The organism is Bacillus sp. NTK071, from assembly GCF_017303315.1.
Lineage (GTDB): Bacteria > Bacillota > Bacilli > Bacillales > Guptibacillaceae > Guptibacillus.
The window spans coordinates 1-17,756 of the sequence record NZ_JAFKOI010000017.1; the positions used below are offsets into that span (position 1 = coordinate 1).

A 17,756-nucleotide genomic window follows, 5' to 3' on the forward strand; every position below is an offset into this window, starting at 1 on the left:
TTCCGCTCCAATCTGCTAAGTGTGAAATTGTCAAAAATTATTCTAAAAGCTTCAAACTTTTTTAAGAAAAGCAATATAAAAGAAGGCTATAGATTAGCCTTCTTTTATAAGTTATTGAGCTTCTTCTATATCATGTAGGCGGTGTTCTTTTACAAACAACAACCCTAGCTCATGGTGTTCGTTATGATACAACGCTTTTTGTTCAAACCTTACTTCACCATTAAAATCGAGCACCTCTAATTTGCAATGTGCTGCATTTCTTTGAAGTGCTGTATAAAAGTCAGTTCCTTTTCCTAGTGGAATTCCGTTCACTTTTGAAATTACTTCACCAACTTGTAAATTCATATGGTCTGCTGGAGACTCAGGTAGAATGCCTAGAATGACTAGTCCTTCATTTCGTTCGTTAAAATAAGCTGCCTTATTCTTTCCGCGATGAAGAAGGAGGATCGTTGCTCTCATAACAACAACAACACCCAACATAATCAATGCAAGCCATTCATTATTCATAAAGTAACTTACTAGTCCGATAACCACAGCACCTACACCTAGAAGTAGTACCTGCCTTCCATTTCTCTTAAGTTCAGGAACAGGGAGAGCATGGTGAATGAGCTTCTGAAAACCTATTGGTAGTGGTAGAAGAATAAAAGAATAGGTCTGATCTCCAAAATTTAAAAGAGGCCACCATGAGAATGCCTCGACATTGCCGACAGGAAGAAAAAGAAAGAGTGGAATGAGCCAAAGTCTTTGAACCTCATGACCTCCCACAAGCTTGCCACGTTTACTTTCAACCAACCTTGGAGATGTCTGACTGACAGCATTCCTAGAGATGAGTAAACCTTCCATCAACACCAGAAAACCAACTAAAAGGACAACGGCTGTCATTGACGTTGAACCTATACCCTCTTGGAACGAATTTAATCGTTCGCTTCCAAAATCAATTGGTGTATAAAATAATGCAGCTACAACAGGTAAGATAAACGTAAATGCTGGGGAAAGAAATCGAATTTGTCCTGTAACAAGAAGTAAAAAAGCAGCGATACTTATAGCTATCGTACTACTGAATGGTAGTGTAATACCGAGAAACATATTAACTATCATAAATGCTGCTCCCGCTATTATTCCTGGTACGATAGCAAACGCCACATCGTCGAGAGCATCGTGAACGCGCGTATGAAAATCTCGACGATCTCGCTTTACCCGTGAGAGCCCAAGAATGAATGCCCCAATTAGCGTGATATACGTTAAAGGATGTAAAAATAAGCTGATTATCCCTTTTAGTATGGAAAGACCAATATTGTCCATTTTATATTCCTCCATGCTTTTGCCCCTGTCAGAAAAAAATTCCGCAGGATTTCCTGCGGAATAGCTTCGACATCAACAGTTTGTTTCCTTCTTGGAATTATTTAGCAAGAAGTTCTACAGCTGTTTCAAGCTGAACATCGTTATCAGAATTACGAATTGAATCTACGATATTTTCTTGAAGTTTCTGTGCAGTCTTCTCATCAATTTTTCCAGATACATTCATATTGTTTGAGCGCTGGAATGCTTTTACTGCAGTAACTGTTTTGTCACTATAATAGCCGTCCGTTCGTCCAGGTTCAAACCCAAGACCTTTTAACATCACTTGTGCTGATTCCACCTGTTTATTGTTTTGGTCAAACTCCAGAGTTTTCTCTGCTGACAAAGGATTTACGTAGAAATAAGCTGGCTGTTCAGCTTCTACAGTTGGTTCAATTCCTTTTTTATGAATCCAATTCCCATCTGGTGTGAGCCACTTGAACATGGTGAGCTTAATATTACTTCCATCACCTAAATCTACAGTTGTTTGAACCGTCCCCTTACCGAACGATTTCTCTCCAACAAGATCATATCCACCAGCCTCTTTAAGAGCGCCTGCTAGAATTTCAGCTGCAGATGCACTCCCACGATCAATCAAACCAACGATCGGATAATCTTTTTTCTTTTCTAATGAAGAGACAGAACGCTGTTTCTCTCCCTGACGATCTTCAATTTGAACATATGGTTTATCACTAGGAATAATCTCTTCAGCCATATCAGAAACAACGTTTAAGAGTCCGCCGGGATTATTACGAACATCAAGTACTAGTCCATCGATTCCTTCATTTTCAAGTTTTTTAAGTTCTTTGGAAAAGCTTTTCGCTGTATTTTCTGAGAAAGAAGTAACCTGGAGAACTCCAATTTTCTTGCCATTTTTCTCAACCGTATCCGCATATACGGTCTCAATTGGTATCTCGTCTCTTGTCACCTTCACTTCCATTACTTCAGAAACACCTGGACGTTGGACACCAAGCTTCACAACCGTCCCTTTTTCACCGCGAATTTTCAAGACAGCATCATACAGATCAAGTCCCTCTGTACTTTCACCGTCAATCGTCATAATTTTATCGTTTGGACGAAGACCTGCCTTTTCAGCCGGAGAGTCTTTATAAGGTGACACGATCGTCACTCGACCATCATCCATATTAACCTCTGCACCAATACCTTCAAACGAGGATCCAAGTGATTGGCTAAACTGTTCTGCTGTCTTTGGATCCATATAAACGGAATAAGGATCATCGAGTGTATCAATCATTCCTTTAATAGCCCCATCTAGAAGATCTTTTTGATCGACATCTTTCACATAGCGATCAGTAATCAGCTCATACGTTTTATTTATTTTCGAAAGTTCCTCTGACTCAATGTCATTTCCTGAGCCAAGTGTCATCGACTGTTCACTTCCTTGAGACTCGTCCTGAAAGAGTGCGAAAGCCGCATATGTACCACCCGAACCCACGAGTAAGGCAATCACGACGAGTAACGCGACAACTTTCCCCTGTATCTTCAATGTACTCACCTCTTCTGATTTGAAGGAAAAGGCACCCCATCATAACGATGCGATGCCTTTTCATCTTATTGTACTATATGATTCAGTTGTTTTCATTATGTTTCCATCTCAGATTGTGACAGGGACAGAACAGTCATTAACCGTCTCGAGATTAACGGAGGTAGTTCATTGGGTTAACGGCATTAGACTTGCTTGCATTCCATCCACCTTTATGGATTTCAAAATGCAAATGCTGACCTGTTGAATGACCTGAGTTACCCATTGTTCCAAGATATTGACCTGCACTTACTGATTGGCCAGTAGACACAGCACGATTTCTCAAATGAGCATAAACAGTTGTATACATTTGACCGTTAATGCTATGCGTTAAGAACACAACATTTCCATATGATGAAGATTTATATGATCTTAGTACTGTACCTGCAGCAGCCGCTGATACAGGGTTAGCCCCACCTTGTGCAATATCAATTCCTTCATGCATTCTACCCCAACGGCTTCCAAATCCAGATGTGATTGGACCAGCTGCTGGTTTTGAGAAGATTGCACTGCCAGATGGTTCTGGAGCAGGTGCCGGTGCTGGTGAAGATTGTGAGCTGCTTTCATTCGAGCTAGAAGATTTCTTAGATTTTTTTGCTGCTGCCGCTTCGGCTGCTGCCTTCTCTTTAGCTGCTTTAGCTGCGGCTTTACGTTCTGCTTCTGCTTTACGAGCTGCTTCTTCAGCACGTTTAATCTCTTGCTGAACAGCTTTCTCTTGTGCTTCTAAAAGCTCAGCACTTTCGTTTAAATCCATCATGTGATTATGAAGCTCGCCTTCTTCTTCTTCAAGAGACTTCATAAGCTTATCTTTTTCAGCCTTTTTAGCATCAAGTTCTTTTTTAAGCTCTTCTAGTTCAGCTTTTTTATCTTGTAGTGATGCTAGCTTATCTTCGACTTCCGCTTTCTTCTCTTCTACAGCAAGCTTGTCCGCTTTGTGCTCTTCAAGAATCTTTTTATCTTGATCTGCAATTGTATTAAGAGCAAGAACACGTTCAACTAGATCTCCAAAGTCTTTTGATCCAAGTAATACTTCCATGTAGTCAACAGTTCCTCCACCGTTCTGCTGCATGGAACGAACGCGATCCTTCAATAGCTTGTCTCTTTCAGCAATGCGATCTTCAAGGACAGCAATTTCTTCTTTAAGCTCATCGATTTGTTCATTAGTCTTTTGGATTTCATTTTCTTTTGTTGAAATCTTATCGTCTGTTTCAGCTACTTCTTTATCAAGTCGTTCAATTTGAGAACGAACATCTTGTTGCTCTGCCTTCACATCAGCAAGCTCAGACTCTTTCTCTTTAAGCTCCTGCTCATTTTTTGACTGCTTATTTTTCACATCATTTAATTGCTCATCAAGACTTGCTGCGATCGTAGTTTGTGGAACTGCTGCTGATAGTCCGCTCAATCCTAGAGTTAATGTTAGTGCAGTTGCGATCATTTTACGCTTCAATCTTTGTTCCTCCCCCGAAATAGATGAATCTATTTATCTAGTAGTTTTCATTAAACTTTCAAGAACTTACGCATTGACGTAAGGCTTCCCCAGACCCCGATGATAACTCCCAGGACAACTAGAAGTCCTGATAGTTGATACACAAAAGGTGTTACTGGTAATAAGTCGATAATAAAAGTTGGAAAACGGTTTGCAATCAATTCTATTAAATAATAGTAACCGTATATTAACAAACCGATTGGTATGAGTGCACCAAGAATCCCAATTAATATGCCTTCTATTAGAAAAGGCCAACGAATAAACCAATTTGTTGCACCTACTAATTTCATAATTTCAATTTCATGGCTTCTAGCAACAATTGTAAGTTTAATAGTATTTGAAATGAGGAACATAGCTGTAAATAGTAATCCAATTACGAGTGCCAGTCCAACATTACGTGCGATTTCCAAAACTTTAAATAGTTTATTGACGGTATCTTCTGCGAACTCCACGTTCTGTACATACTCTAGCTGTTCAATTTCTTCAGCGACTTTATTGACGTCTTGAGGATCTTTTGTTTTGACAAGAAAAGCATCGCTCAATGGATTTTCATCTCTTAATGATTCAAAAACTTCGCCTTCATCGCCAAGATTATTAATTAATTGATCAAGCCCTTCTTCTTTCGATTGGAAGGTAGCTGATTCAACCTCTGAAATGTTTTCAATCTTGCTTTTCAATTCGTCCTGTTGTCCTTGGTTAGCTGTAATATCAATAAACGCGCTTATTTCAACGTCGCTTTCAAGTTGATCTCCAAAGGCATTTAAATTGAGCAGTAATGCGAGACATACACCTACAAGAAGTAAGGTGACGGTTACAGCTGATATGGAAGCAAACGTCATCCAGCCATTTCGACCAAGATTCTTAAAACCTTCTTTTCCATGCCGACCAAACGTTTTAATTTTCATACCCGTATTCACCTCTTGCTTCATCACGGGTTACTAAACCACCATCTATTGCAATAACACGTTTCCTAAATGTATTCACAATATCTTTATTATGAGTTGCCATAATAACAGTCGTACCGCGATTGTTAATTTGATCTAATAAATCCATAATCCCCCACGCCGTTTCTGGATCCAGATTACCAGTTGGTTCATCTGTAAGTAGAATGCTAGGATTATTGACGATCGCTCTTGCTATTGAAACCCTCTGCTGTTCCCCTCCAGATAGCTCATCCGGTAAGAACCTCGCTTTGTTCTTCAAATTAACGAGACTTAGAACTTCCATGACCCGCTTGCGAGTTGATGCTTTGCTTTCTTCGATGACTTCAAGAGCAAAAGCGACGTTTTCATATACGGTTAGCTTTGGAAGAAGTTTAAAGTCCTGAAAAACAACGCCGATTTCGCGACGAAGTTTAGGGACGTGTTTATTCTTCATCTTGCCAACATCTTTTCCATTGATGATGATTGTTCCACTTGTAGGCACTTCTTCCCGATACATCATTCTCATAAAGGTCGATTTACCGGCTCCACTTGGTCCTACTATGTAAACAAACTCGCCTTTCCCAATCTTGATATCAATGCCGTTAATAGCTTTTATTCCGTTGTTGTATGTCTTCCATATATCTTTCATTTCGATCAAAATGTACCACTTCCTACTTGCTTAAATTCTCGATGCAAACTCTTAGAATGTAGGTTTAATAGAATAGTGAATATGTGTTTGTTTTTACATCTGTAGATATTATAACAAACAAATTCGCTAATTTAAGACAAATTTTTATTACATTTCTGTTTCAGCTTCGGCGCTATATGACATCTTTTGCAATGATGTATTAATATTTCATAGAAACTTACACAATCTCAGTCTTTATACATTTTGTTCGATTTAAACTTCATTAATTTTTGTTCACGAACAATGTTGATTTTTGACTCATTTACGCCCTGCGGCGACCTTTCGAATGAGCCCAAAATCGAGAAATCAACACTATGAGCTAACATAGCCTTATTTTAAAGCTCTTTTCTAATAGCTGTTAAATTGTTGATCTTGAGTTGGTTCTAAATATAATCCACCTTCCAAAGGGGATTGGAGTGGAAATCAACCACCTCTCTTGTAGCAAAAAATTCTATGCACAAAATCTACTTATAAAAAATCAACAAAAAAGCACGCGCTGCTATGCGAGTGCCCACTGTTCCTTATTTCATATCTGCTAGCCATTTTGCTACGTTTTCTTCTTTTTCCGTATCGCCTCTAAGGATATTACCTGGCATTTGCCCTTTGCCGTTTTGAATAATGTTCAAAATTTCATCTTTTGAGTAGCGTGAACCGACAGCTGTTAAACTAGGTCCAACTTTACCTTGTAAATTCTCACCATGACAGCTTAAGCAATTGGCATCATACGTAGCACGTGCTGCTTCAGCATCATATTCTCCAGAAGATTCACTCGTCTTATCTGAAGAGTTATTTGTGGATTCCTCATTCATAGAGCTTTCATTTTCACCGTTTTCGTTACCGCCACCACATGCAGCTAATCCTAAAATAAGAACCAATCCAAGCACCATACTCATCCACTTTTTCAATTATTCCACTCCTAATGAATCTTTTTACATTACTATTACCTGCTTACTCTCTTTTAAAACCTTCCCCCAACACTTCAGTTGCATTTGAAACAATTACAAATGCAGAAGGGTCAACATCCTTAACAAGTTGCTTTAATTTCGTTACTTCGTTTTGTGCGACAACGACCATTAAGATCGGGCGCTTATCGTTTGTGTAGCCACCTTGTCCTGATATTCGAGTCACACCGCGATCGACCACTGTTATAATCCCTTCACGAAGCTCTTCCTCTTTATCTGAAATGATGAGAGCCATTTTGGAATAGCCTAAGCCTAGTTGTACAACATCAATGGTTTTTCCTGTTAAGTACATTGCAATGAGTGCATAAAGTGCTTCTTCAAGGCTGAAAACAAAAGCTGATGCGACGACAATCATCCCATCAATCATAAAGACACATGTTCCAAGCGAAACACCACTATATTTGTTTACAATCTGTGCAGCTAAATCTGTTCCACCAGTAGACGCTTTCCCTCTAAAAACGATCCCAAGTCCAAGTCCTACTCCAAGACCGCCGAATAATGCAGCTAGTAACGGATCTGTCGTAGCTGGTTCAACGTTCTCTGTCAATTTAACGACAAATGGGAGAAAAAGAGTACCCACAAGGGTTTTCGGACCGTATTTCTTACCAAGAAAGATTAATCCACTTATAAATAAAGGAATGTTAAATGCCCACTGGACGTATGCAGGTTTCCAATCGAACACCCCTTTCGTAATCGTACTAATTCCGCTTACGCCACCTGAGGCAATACTATTCGGTAGTAAAAAGAGGTTAAAGGCGATCGCAACAATGGCAGACCCTACTATAACGCTTATGTACTCTAATATTCTGTGTGATAATGAAACTCTTTTGGCTGTAAACTTCGCTAACGTTGCAATCATAAAGGCATTCACTCACTTATTGTATGTTTTTCGTCACTGCCGAATTTTCAGCAAAATCCTTCAGTAGTATATCACCGGTCCGATAGGGTGTAAACCGCATTGTAGCAGCGCGTTATCAGATTGAAGTGTTGAATTCTCCTCATCAATTTGGACGTTTTTCATGAGTATTTCACTATCCCATTTCCTTTTCTTACTTTGCCCCATCTCACTTAAAATTAATTTGGCAATTGAAAAAGCCTCCGTTAAAAACAGAGGCTTTCAGATCTTTAATTATTCTCATTTAAACGTGAACGTAGGTAAGCATCAATAAATGGATCAAGGTCCCCATCCATTACCGACTGAGTATTACCAACCTCAACATTTGTTCGGTGGTCTTTCACCATGCTGTAAGGATGAAAAACATAAGAACGAATTTGGCTTCCCCAACCGATCTCCTTTTGTTCTCCTCGGATCTCATCAAGTTCTGCTTCCTGTTCCTCAATTTTCAATTGATACAGTTTAGCTTTCAGCATTTTCATTGCTTGTTCACGGTTTTTAATTTGAGACCGCTCTCCCTGACAACTTACCACAACATTTGTTGGCAAGTGCGTAATTCGTACAGCAGAATCAGTTGTGTTAATATGCTGTCCACCAGCACCACTTGCACGATACGTATCGACTTTTAAATCTTCTGTCCGAATATCAATTTCAATTTCATCGTTAAATTCAGGCATAACCTCACAGGATACAAACGAAGTATGTCGTCTCCCACTTGAATCGAATGGAGAAATTCGAACAAGACGATGAACGCCTTTCTCAGCTTTTAAATAGCCGTATGCGTTATGTCCTTTAAAGTTCAGCGTTACACTCTTCACTCCTGCTTCATCACCAGGAAGATAATCAAGCGTCTCAACTTTGAATCCTTTTTTCTCTCCATAGCGTGTGTACATACGCAGAAGCATAGATGCCCAGTCTTGAGACTCGGTTCCACCTGCGCCAGGGTGAAGTTCAAGAATTGCATTATTCTTATCATGCTCTTCACTTAAGAGAAGTGTTAATTCGAATTGATTAACTGTTTTCTTCAGATCTTTAATTTCTACTTCCAGCTCCTCGAACAGTTCCTGATCGTTTTCTTCTTTGACTAGTTCATATGAAACTTCAAGGTTTTCATAGCCTTCTTGAAGTGAGTCAAATTCATTAACAATTTCTTTCAAGCTATTTGATTCATTAATGACTTTCTGAGCAGCATTCTGGTCATTCCAGAAATCAGGATCTGTCATTTGTATGTCTAATTCATCAATGCGAGCTCTCTTATTTTCGAGGTCAAAGAGACCCCCTAAAATCATTTAATCGTGTTTCTATTGTGTTAAGTTCGCTACGAATTTCATGCATTTCCATTGCGTACACCTCAGCTTCGTTTTTTTCCATAGAATCGTGTAACCCTTCCGAAAAGGGTTAAGTTCATTCCGCACACTTCAAAACCGATTCGTTTAGCGGCAAAGTTGAACCCCACCTAAACGCATTGGTAATACGTTTTAAGGTGGGGGTTACTTCCCCTTATGGTTGGGATAGGCAGGTGTTCATCGTTGAACACCTACTCTAAATTATTCTGCTTTGCCGTGACAGTTCTTATATTTCTTACCACTTCCGCAAGGACAAGGATCATTACGTCCAATATCCTGCTTCTTCTTAACAGGTTTTGGCTTAGTGCTTCCTTCTTCTTTTGGATTAACAGCTTTTCCTTCAGCTACTTTTTCACGCTTTAGGTTGCTTTCAACCTGTGCTTTCATAATATAAGTAGCCACTTCTTCTTCGATCTCCGAAACCATATCTTCAAACATTTCATAACCTTCGAATTGATACTCACGAAGAGGATCGTTTTGACCATATGCTCTTAGATGAATTCCCTGACGCAACTGATCCATAGCATCAATATGATCCATCCATTTACGATCAACGCTTCGAAGAAGGATAACTTTTTCGAACTCGCGCATGCGCTCTGGCTCAAATGATTCTTCCTTCTCATCGTAGTTAACCTTCATTTTCTCAACAAGCAACTCAACGATTTCCTCTTTATCAAGACCTTTAATATCTTTTACAGTAACCTGACCTTCTTGAAGGAAAATTCCTTTCGCATGGTCAATGATTGCCTGATGGTCCCATTCTTCCTGAATATCTTCATCACCTGTATGCGCATCAACAATGCGTGTAATAACAGAAGTTAGCATTGTTTCAACAATTTCACGTAGGTTATCAGACTCGAGCACTTCTGCACGCTGTGCATAGATGATTTCACGCTGTTGTCTCATAACATCATCATATTGAAGGAGCTGTTTACGAGCATCGTAGTTGTTACCTTCTACTCGTTTCTGTGCCGATTCAACTGCTCGTGAGACAAGCTTTGATTCGATCGGTTGATCTTCTTCCATACCAAGTCGGTCCATCATATTCATCATGTTGTCTGAACCGAAGCGACGCATCAGTTCATCTTCCATTGATATATAGAATCTTGATTCACCCGGGTCACCCTGACGACCTGAACGTCCTCGGAGCTGATTATCAATACGTCTACTTTCATGACGCTCTGTTCCCAGAATAAACAGTCCACCAAGATCAAGTACACCAGTACCAAGTTTAATATCTGTACCACGACCGGCCATGTTTGTTGCGATCGTCACAGCACCTTTTTGGCCCGCTGATTCAATGATTTCCGCTTCTCGAGCATGGTTTTTTGCATTTAGAATGTTATGCGGAACACCGCGTTTTTTCAAGAATTGTGAGATCAATTCTGATGTTTCTACGGCAACCGTACCAACTAGAATAGGTTGCCCCTTACGATGACGCTCTTCAATTTCTCTTGCAAGCGCATGAAACTTACCATTCGTTGACTTGTATACAAGATCAGGGTAGTCCATACGAGCAATTGGTTTGTTCGTAGGAATAGCAATAACATTCATATTATAAATGTTACGGAACTCTTCTTCTTCCGTTTTAGCTGTACCTGTCATTCCAGAAAGTTTGTCGTACATTCTAAAATAGTTCTGGAATGTAATTGTAGCAAGCGTCATGCTTTCACGTTGAATAACAAGACCTTCTTTTGCCTCAATGGCCTGGTGAAGTCCGTCACTGTAACGGCGGCCAGCCATTAAACGACCAGTGAAGGAGTCAACAATGACAACTTCTTCTTCTTGTACAACGTAATCCATATCCAGTTGCATAATGAAATTCGCTTTCATTGCCTGGTTAATATGATGATTTAGCTGTACATGTTTGTAGTCGTACAGATTTTCAATGTTGAAGAATTTCTCTGCTTTCGTAATTCCATCTTCCGTTAACTGAACGTTCTTCGTTTTAATATCGACGTTATAGTCTTCTTCTTCTTTTAGTGTCCTAACGAATTGATTCGCTTGGATGTAGAGCGTTGTTGACTTTTCAGCACTACCAGAAATAATAAGTGGCGTTCTAGCTTCATCGATTAAAACGGAGTCTACTTCATCGATGATCGAGTAGTGAAGCGGACGCTGAACCATTTCTTCTTTATAAAGAACCATATTGTCGCGAAGATAATCGAATCCAAATTCATTGTTTGTTCCGTAAGTGATATCAGCGGCATACGCTTCAGCTTTTTCTTCTTTTGAAAGGCCACTAACATTTAACCCAACAGTTAAACCAAGAAAGTGGTAAAGCTCACCCATTTCTTCTGCATCACGCTTAGCAAGGTATTCGTTAACTGTAATAACGTGAACGCCTTTACCAGTTAAAGCATTCAAATATACGGGCATTGTTGCACTTAGCGTTTTACCTTCACCAGTTTTCATTTCAGCTATGTTTCCTTCATGAAGAGCCGCAGCTCCCATAATTTGCACAGGAAATGGACGCATACCAAGAACACGTTCAGATGCTTCGCGAACTGTGGCATACACTTCTGGTAATAGTTTATCTAGCTTTTCACCTTTTTCAATTCGTTCTTTGTATTCGTCCGTTTTATTGCGGAGTTGATCATCTGATAACTTTTTCATTTCATCTGAAAAAGTCTCCACTTGATCTGCAATCTTTTGCAAACGGCTTATCTGACGCTCATTGCCATTCGGTATAATCTTACGTAATAAACCTTTCATAGAAACGCTCCTCTTTTGTTGTCAGTAGAGTGCTATCATATATCTAACTAAACTAAATTTTTTATACTATGTAGTTATTTTAACAATTAGTTGCTAGAGGTACAAGAAAGTAAAAAACGAAGTCCCTTATCAATATATTCATGAAGGAAAAGAACGAACGCTACTAGCATATATAAAGGGCAGGGGGAAAGCCCCTGCCCTTGTTCATTTATTCTTTAATCTTGCTCAATTAATCCATATTTCCCATCTTTACGGCGATAGACAACGCCTGTGCTTCCAGATACAGCATTTGAGAAAACGAAGAAACTATGACCAAGCATGTCCATTTGAAGAATTGCTTCCTCTACGTCCATTGGCTTGAATGTAAAGCGCTTTGTTTTCACTACCTGTAATTCGTCTTCATCTAGATCAGCTTCAGCAACGCTTGTTGTTGTAGGGTTGAGTTCATCGCGGAACATATATTTAACGCTGCCTTCCTGACGGAATTTGCGGTTAACTTTTGTTTTATGCTTGCGAATTTGACGCTCTAGCTTTTCTACAACTAAATCAATTGCTGCATACATATCTTGATGCTCTTCTTCAGCTCGAAGTAGAAGGTTAGGCATTGGAATCGTTACTTCGATCATTTGCTGATCGTTGTAAACCTTCATATTGACATGAACATCAGAGTTAGGTGGAGTATCGAAATACCTTTCAAGTTTACTTACCTTCTTCTCAGTATATTCTCTCATTGCAGGTGTAACCTTAATGTTTTCACCACGGATGTTGAAATTCATCATGTGGCACTCCTCCTTCCATGCTATAACTATATTATTCGATATACCCTTCACGTTACCCTCTATAAACTTAAAAAAATCACAATTATTTTTACGTTTTTTTCACAAAACCCTCTATTATCCGACAAATTTTTACACAGTTACTTTTTATTACCTTTTTTAAGCATATAAAAAGCTCCTATCATAGACGATAGAAGCTTCATTGATTGGAATTTTTATTTAAGATACTTTTTCTACGTTAGCAGCCTGTGGACCACGAGCGCCTTCAACGATTTCGAATTCAACAGTTTGACCTTCTTCTAATGATTTGAATCCTTCACCGCTGATTGCAGAAAAGTGAACAAATACATCGTCACCGTCTTCTCTCTCAATAAATCCGAAACCTTTTTCATTGTTAAACCATTTTACTTTTCCCTGCATCTTGTTCAACATTCCCTTCAGAAATCTTCATGGCATTGCCATACTTCAACTATACGCCCAGCTTAAAGTACTGTCAAAGGGGTGTTTTTGTTGATTTAGCTCGAATGAAGGCGTTTTCTTATAAAAGTTTCGACAAAGGCATTAACTACGGCATAGGGTTAGTGAACATACGTGGGATGCACCTGCATGTTTCAGCGTTTTCGCAGCATAGTGAAGTGTCGTTCCGGTCGTATATAAATCATCAATAAGTAAAAAAGCCTTGCCTCTAATCGTGGCATTTGGAGAGATCTGAAACATATCCTCGGTTCGCTTAATTCGTTTTTCTCTTGATTTCTTACTTTGTTTTTCTTCATGGTTGATTCGGCACAAAATCTGATCTTCTAGAAACTCAGTTCCTTCTATCCATACCTCACATTGATTAAAGCCTCTTTCATACAGTCTTTCCTCACTAGAGGGAATGGGGATTACGCCATCAACGTACCCATAGGACTTCTCTATTTCTTCCCTAAAAATAGCTGAGAATACTCGTCCTGCTTCGACGTCACCACGAAATTTATAAAGAGCAAGAATGTCTTTCAAAAAATCATTGTATTCATAAAACGACTTATTAGACTCAAGCACATCCCCAAATTCACTATTACCCCACCTAATGCAATCGGAGCAATAATGGTCGTGGATATATTCAGGTTTTAACTTTGAGAGTGGGCGACCGCATGTTAAACAAAGTTCACCTGTGATTGGAATGAGCTTACCCTGACAAATTTCACAAATAACTTGTTGTGCTGCTAAACCCAATATGAATCGCCATGATAGCTGTCTAGTCAAATCTTCTCCACACCAGACACACCTCAGTAATTGAGCCATCCTCGTTCCTCCGCTTCACGATTCATTCCGTTAATATGTCGTACTGCTGATACCATTGCATTTGTTTTTCCATAATGAAAGAACTTCACAGATCCACCAGGAAATTCCTTGCTTCTTCCTGCTCTTCCAGCAATCTGAACTAGCGCACTTTCTGTAAACACATTATCTTCAGCACCGATAACAGCGACAGAAACATTCTTAATGGTTATCCCGCGTTCTAGTATGGTTGATGAAAGAAGGACTGGTAGTTCATTGTTGCGAAACCGAATCACTTTATTTACGCGATCTTCATCTTCAGAATGGACACCCTCGCACTTAACATATTCGTTCATTAAAGGTGTTACTTTATCTATTAAGCTAATAGAAGGTAGAAAAAGCAATACGGGCTTTCCATCCTCCACTTGTTTCTTAATCCATTTTATTAAAATTGAAGGGAGTAGCTCTTTCTCTATTTTCTTTCTCCAATTCCCAATCCAAGTTAAAGATGGAATTGGAAGAGGGAAACCGTGAAACCTTGATGGAATACGCACGATAGATTGCTGATTCTGAATCATTGACTTTGAAGGGGTAGCCGTTAAGTAAATGAGGGAACTATTCTTTTTTCGTGATTTTTCAACTGCATACTGAAGAGATGAATCATTGTTATAGGGAAAGGCATCTACTTCATCAATAATTATGACGTCAAAGAATTCTTTAAACCTGATTAGCTGATGAGTTGTTGAAATGACAAATTGTGTAGAGTCTTTTGAACTGCCACCGTAAAGAGCTGATATATCTATAGAAGGAAAGGCTTTTTTCAAGCGTGGGAACAATTCAAGAACAACATCTGTTCTTGGCGTTGCAATGCATACCGTTTTATTCTGAGAAAGAGCTACTTCTAAGCCATGAAACAACACTTCCGTTTTTCCACTACCACATACTGCCCAAACTAGTAGCTCCTGATTCGTTTTGATTGCACGAGTGACAGCTTGAGAAGCTTCTTGTTGGCCACTCGATAACGTTCCTTCCCATTGTAATGAGAAAGGGGATTCTTTTGGCAAAAAAGGAATAGAAGCAGTATAAAGCGGTGAACAAGAAGTAACTTTCCCCATCACTATACAATTTCTACAGTACTGACAATCCTTTCTACCACATCGTGCACAAGAAAAGTGGGAAAATGCCTGGTTGCTCCCACATCTTATGCAAGTGAGTTTTCCTTTTATAAGTTGAAGTCCTGCTTCTATATGAATAAATCCCTTGAGATAATGACCATGTATATCTGATAGAGGAAAAGGGATTTCATCTATTAAAAGATGCTTCCCTTTTAGAACCTGTAGAAGTTGAAGGTTGGTCTTGAAAGAATTGTCTATTGGTTGAAGAGGGAACGACGTGTAGTGACTAATGGGGTGAAATGGTAAAGGATCTTGTGATAGGGAGAGTTGCTCAGGTATGAGGACAGTTTGATTATTATGTTGAAGGGAAGCAAACCTCATCAGCATGCTCCCCTTCTCAATTCAGTAGTCATATTCGATACCATCCAAGCCCAAGTGAACCTTCACCAAGGTGTGTTGCAATAACAGGGCCAAAATAGCTTAGGATAATCTCTACGTTCGAATATTTCGCTTCTAATTCAGATTTCAGTAGTAAGGCTTCTTCTTTGTTATTTGCATAAATGACAGTCGCTTTAATAGGCGCGCCATCCTTTGCGGACTCATCAAACAACGAAAGAATTTTGTTTAAGGCCTTTTTTCTCGTTCTAATTTTTTCATAGGGTACGATTTGTTTATCTTCAAATGTAAGAACAGGTTTAATCTGTAGGAGGTTCCCAACAACAAGCTGTGCTGCATTTAATCTTCCTCCTCTATGGAGGTTACTTAAATCACTTACTAAGAAATAAGCATGCATTCCCTGGTGTTTCATTTCATTGAGTCGCTCTAGTATACGACCACTCGAGTAACCCTCCTGCGCCATTCGAGCAGCTTCAAGTACATAAAATCCCTGCACCATGCAACTAATCTCCGAATCAAACACATGCACATCGACACCTTCGACCATTCCACCTGCAGAAAAAGCCGACTGGAAAGTGCCACTTATTCCACTTGAAAGAGTGATCATAATAATTTCTTCATGAGTTTCAGCTAATTTCTCGTATGTCTCTATGAAACTACCTATAGATGGTTGGGATGTTTTGGGGAGCTCATTTTCACTCCTGATTTTTTCAAAAAAGTCGTCTACACCAATTTCTTTCTCTTCTAAAAACGATTCATTTCCAAAAACTACATTAAGCGGAATCATGCTAATGTCATATTCAGAAAGCATGTCGTCAGGTAAATATGCGGTACTATCAGTAACGATCGCTACTGTTTTCATAAAAAACGCCTCTCTTCAATCTAATAAATGCTTGTGTTCATTCTAAACTCAGTCAAGTTAATGATAGAGTATTTTCTTAAATGTGCCAACAGGAGCTTATAATATTTTTGATAATATTTGTCAACCATTATCCCCCACATTTTTTAATGTAAATGTCGTAAAATGATGCATTTAGTAAATTAGGCAATTATTTTGTTACGTGATTGTAATCTTATATTCATCGTTCTGTTATCTCAATCATGTAGACTAGCAATTGTTGATAGAGAAAATTTAATGTTTAAACTTATAAATCAGGGGGAATTACATAATGTTTAAGAAAGTCGTAATCACTACTACACTCGCAGGTACTCTTTTATTAGCACCAAACGTAAGTGAAGCAGCTTTAGGCGACCGTACCCTATACAATGGCATGAGCAACTCTGACGTAACTGAACTTCAAAACGTATTAGACGATAAAGGTTATTTTGACTACCATAAAGCAACAGGATATTTCGGAACAATTACAGAAGACGGCGTACGTGATTTCCAACGTAATGCTGGAATTTCTGTAGATGGTGTTGTAGGTCCACAAACAGTTAGCGCACTTACAGGGTCTACTTCTTCTAAATCTAGCAGCTATACTTCTACAAACAGCGGAACAGTTCGCTATGGCGACCGCGGACAAAGCGTTACAAATCTTCAAAGCCAACTTAAATCCAAAGGATATTACAACTATTCAGTAGACGGTGTTTTTGGATCAATTACACAACAAGCTGTTCGTAACTTCCAAAGTGCAAATGGGTTAAGTGTTGATGGAGTAGCTGGGCCAAACACATTTGGAGCACTTTCTGGTGCTGCATCTGCAAAGCCATCTTCTTCAGTGAAGAGCGCATCAACTTCTAACGCTTCTGTTGTATCAATTGCAAAACAATATATTGGCGTACCATATGTATGGGCAGGAACTACACCATCCGGTTTTGACTGCAGCGGTTTCCTACAATACGTATTTAACAAATCTGGAGAATCAATCCCACGTACTGTAGCAAGCATCTGGAATGCAACAGATAGCGTTTCTTCTCCATCTGTTGGTGATCTTGTATTCTTTGAAACTTACAAATCTGGCCCATCTCACGCAGGAATTTATATCGGTAACGGTCAATTCATTCACTGTTCTTCTTCTTACGGAGTAACAATCAGTGACATGGACAACTCTTACTGGGCTCCTCGTTACCTTGGTGCTAAGCGCGCATAAGGTATAGATTAAAGAACCTCCAAAGCGGAGGTTCTTTTTTTGTGATCTTTTCTACTAACAATATCAATTAAAGCATTCCTTATACTGAACTATACTCCAAATAAAAAAGCTCTTTTTAAAAGATTGTTGCTTTTGAAAGAGTTATGTATAAAGAACCACACTTCGCTAATTGGAGCGGAAGGAGGCTCAAGCGTCCCGCCCCGCGGAAAGCGAGCATCCT

The 17,756-nt window shown here is 39.2% G+C and carries 15 protein-coding genes; 1 reads left to right on the forward strand and 14 read right to left on the reverse strand.

Annotation, left to right across the window (positions count from 1 at the left end; translation table 11 throughout):
• Positions 1 to 111 precede the first annotated feature (111 nt).
• The 14 genes from JI666_RS18185 to fakB all read right to left on the reverse strand — a co-directional run bounded on the left by JI666_RS18185 (position 112) and on the right by fakB (position 16,305).
• The gene (locus JI666_RS18185; RefSeq protein ID WP_206894450.1) at positions 112 to 1,317 is read right to left on the reverse strand and encodes a PDZ domain-containing protein; all 1,206 of its coding nucleotides are present in this window, start codon (positions 1,315 to 1,317) and stop codon (positions 112 to 114) included.
• A gap of 82 nt (positions 1,318 to 1,399) precedes the next feature.
• Positions 1,400 to 2,839: a S41 family peptidase gene (locus tag JI666_RS18190; RefSeq protein ID WP_206894529.1), complete on the reverse strand. Its 1,440-nt coding sequence runs from the start codon at positions 2,837 to 2,839 to the stop codon at positions 1,400 to 1,402.
• Between the two features lie 157 nt (positions 2,840 to 2,996).
• The gene (locus JI666_RS18195; protein WP_286170948.1) at positions 2,997 to 4,328 is read right to left on the reverse strand and encodes a murein hydrolase activator EnvC family protein; all 1,332 of its coding nucleotides are present in this window, start codon (positions 4,326 to 4,328) and stop codon (positions 2,997 to 2,999) included.
• 50 nt (positions 4,329 to 4,378) lie between these two features.
• Positions 4,379 to 5,272, reverse strand: a complete 894-nt coding sequence (gene ftsX / locus JI666_RS18200) for a permease-like cell division protein FtsX (RefSeq protein WP_206894451.1) — start codon at positions 5,270 to 5,272, stop codon at positions 4,379 to 4,381.
• On the reverse strand, positions 5,262 to 5,948 hold the full coding sequence (ftsE, locus tag JI666_RS18205) for a cell division ATP-binding protein FtsE (protein ID WP_206894452.1): 687 nt from the start codon (positions 5,946 to 5,948) through the stop codon (positions 5,262 to 5,264). The genes ftsX and ftsE overlap by 11 nt, the downstream gene beginning before the upstream one ends.
• Before the next feature lie 551 nt (positions 5,949 to 6,499).
• The gene (cccB, locus tag JI666_RS18210; RefSeq protein ID WP_206894453.1) at positions 6,500 to 6,883 is read right to left on the reverse strand and encodes a cytochrome c551; all 384 of its coding nucleotides are present in this window, start codon (positions 6,881 to 6,883) and stop codon (positions 6,500 to 6,502) included.
• Positions 6,884 to 6,926: 43 nt separating this feature from the next.
• Entirely contained in the window at positions 6,927 to 7,799 is an 873-nt protein-coding gene (locus JI666_RS18215) for a YitT family protein (RefSeq protein WP_206894454.1), read from the reverse strand.
• Positions 7,800 to 8,065: 266 nt separating this feature from the next.
• A protein-coding gene (prfB, locus tag JI666_RS18220) for a peptide chain release factor 2 (RefSeq protein ID WP_136947065.1) occupies positions 8,066 to 9,176 on the reverse strand; the annotation gives its coding sequence in 2 pieces (ribosomal slippage) (positions 8,066 to 9,103 and positions 9,105 to 9,176; 1,110 coding nt in all).
• A 206-nt stretch (positions 9,177 to 9,382) separates the two neighbouring features.
• The gene (gene secA, locus JI666_RS18225) at positions 9,383 to 11,896 is read right to left on the reverse strand and encodes a preprotein translocase subunit SecA (RefSeq protein WP_206894456.1); all 2,514 of its coding nucleotides are present in this window, start codon (positions 11,894 to 11,896) and stop codon (positions 9,383 to 9,385) included.
• 215 nt (positions 11,897 to 12,111) lie between these two features.
• Positions 12,112 to 12,672 carry a ribosome hibernation-promoting factor, HPF/YfiA family gene (hpf, locus tag JI666_RS18230; protein WP_136947177.1) on the reverse strand — a complete coding sequence of 187 codons (561 nt, stop codon included), beginning with the start codon at positions 12,670 to 12,672 and terminating at the stop codon, positions 12,112 to 12,114.
• 219 nt (positions 12,673 to 12,891) lie between these two features.
• Complete coding sequence (cspD, locus tag JI666_RS18235) at positions 12,892 to 13,092, reverse strand: cold-shock protein CspD (protein ID WP_136947176.1); 201 nt, start codon at positions 13,090 to 13,092, stop codon at positions 12,892 to 12,894.
• Positions 13,093 to 13,233: 141 nt separating this feature from the next.
• The gene (locus tag JI666_RS18240; protein WP_206894458.1) at positions 13,234 to 13,956 is read right to left on the reverse strand and encodes a ComFC family protein; all 723 of its coding nucleotides are present in this window, start codon (positions 13,954 to 13,956) and stop codon (positions 13,234 to 13,236) included.
• A complete protein-coding gene (locus tag JI666_RS18245) occupies positions 13,941 to 15,434 on the reverse strand; it encodes an ATP-dependent helicase ComFA (RefSeq protein ID WP_524535775.1) in 1,494 nt (497 codons plus the stop codon). The genes JI666_RS18240 and JI666_RS18245 overlap by 16 nt, the downstream gene beginning before the upstream one ends.
• Positions 15,435 to 15,456: 22 nt before the next feature.
• Positions 15,457 to 16,305: a fatty acid kinase binding subunit FakB gene (fakB, locus tag JI666_RS18250; protein WP_206894462.1), complete on the reverse strand. Its 849-nt coding sequence runs from the start codon at positions 16,303 to 16,305 to the stop codon at positions 15,457 to 15,459.
• Positions 16,306 to 16,612: 307 nt separating this feature from the next.
• Here fakB and JI666_RS18255 point away from each other — a divergent pair, with 307 nt between their 5' ends.
• Complete coding sequence (locus JI666_RS18255) at positions 16,613 to 17,536, forward strand: C40 family peptidase (RefSeq protein ID WP_206894465.1); 924 nt, start codon at positions 16,613 to 16,615, stop codon at positions 17,534 to 17,536.
• Positions 17,537 to 17,756: the final 220 nt, after the last annotated feature.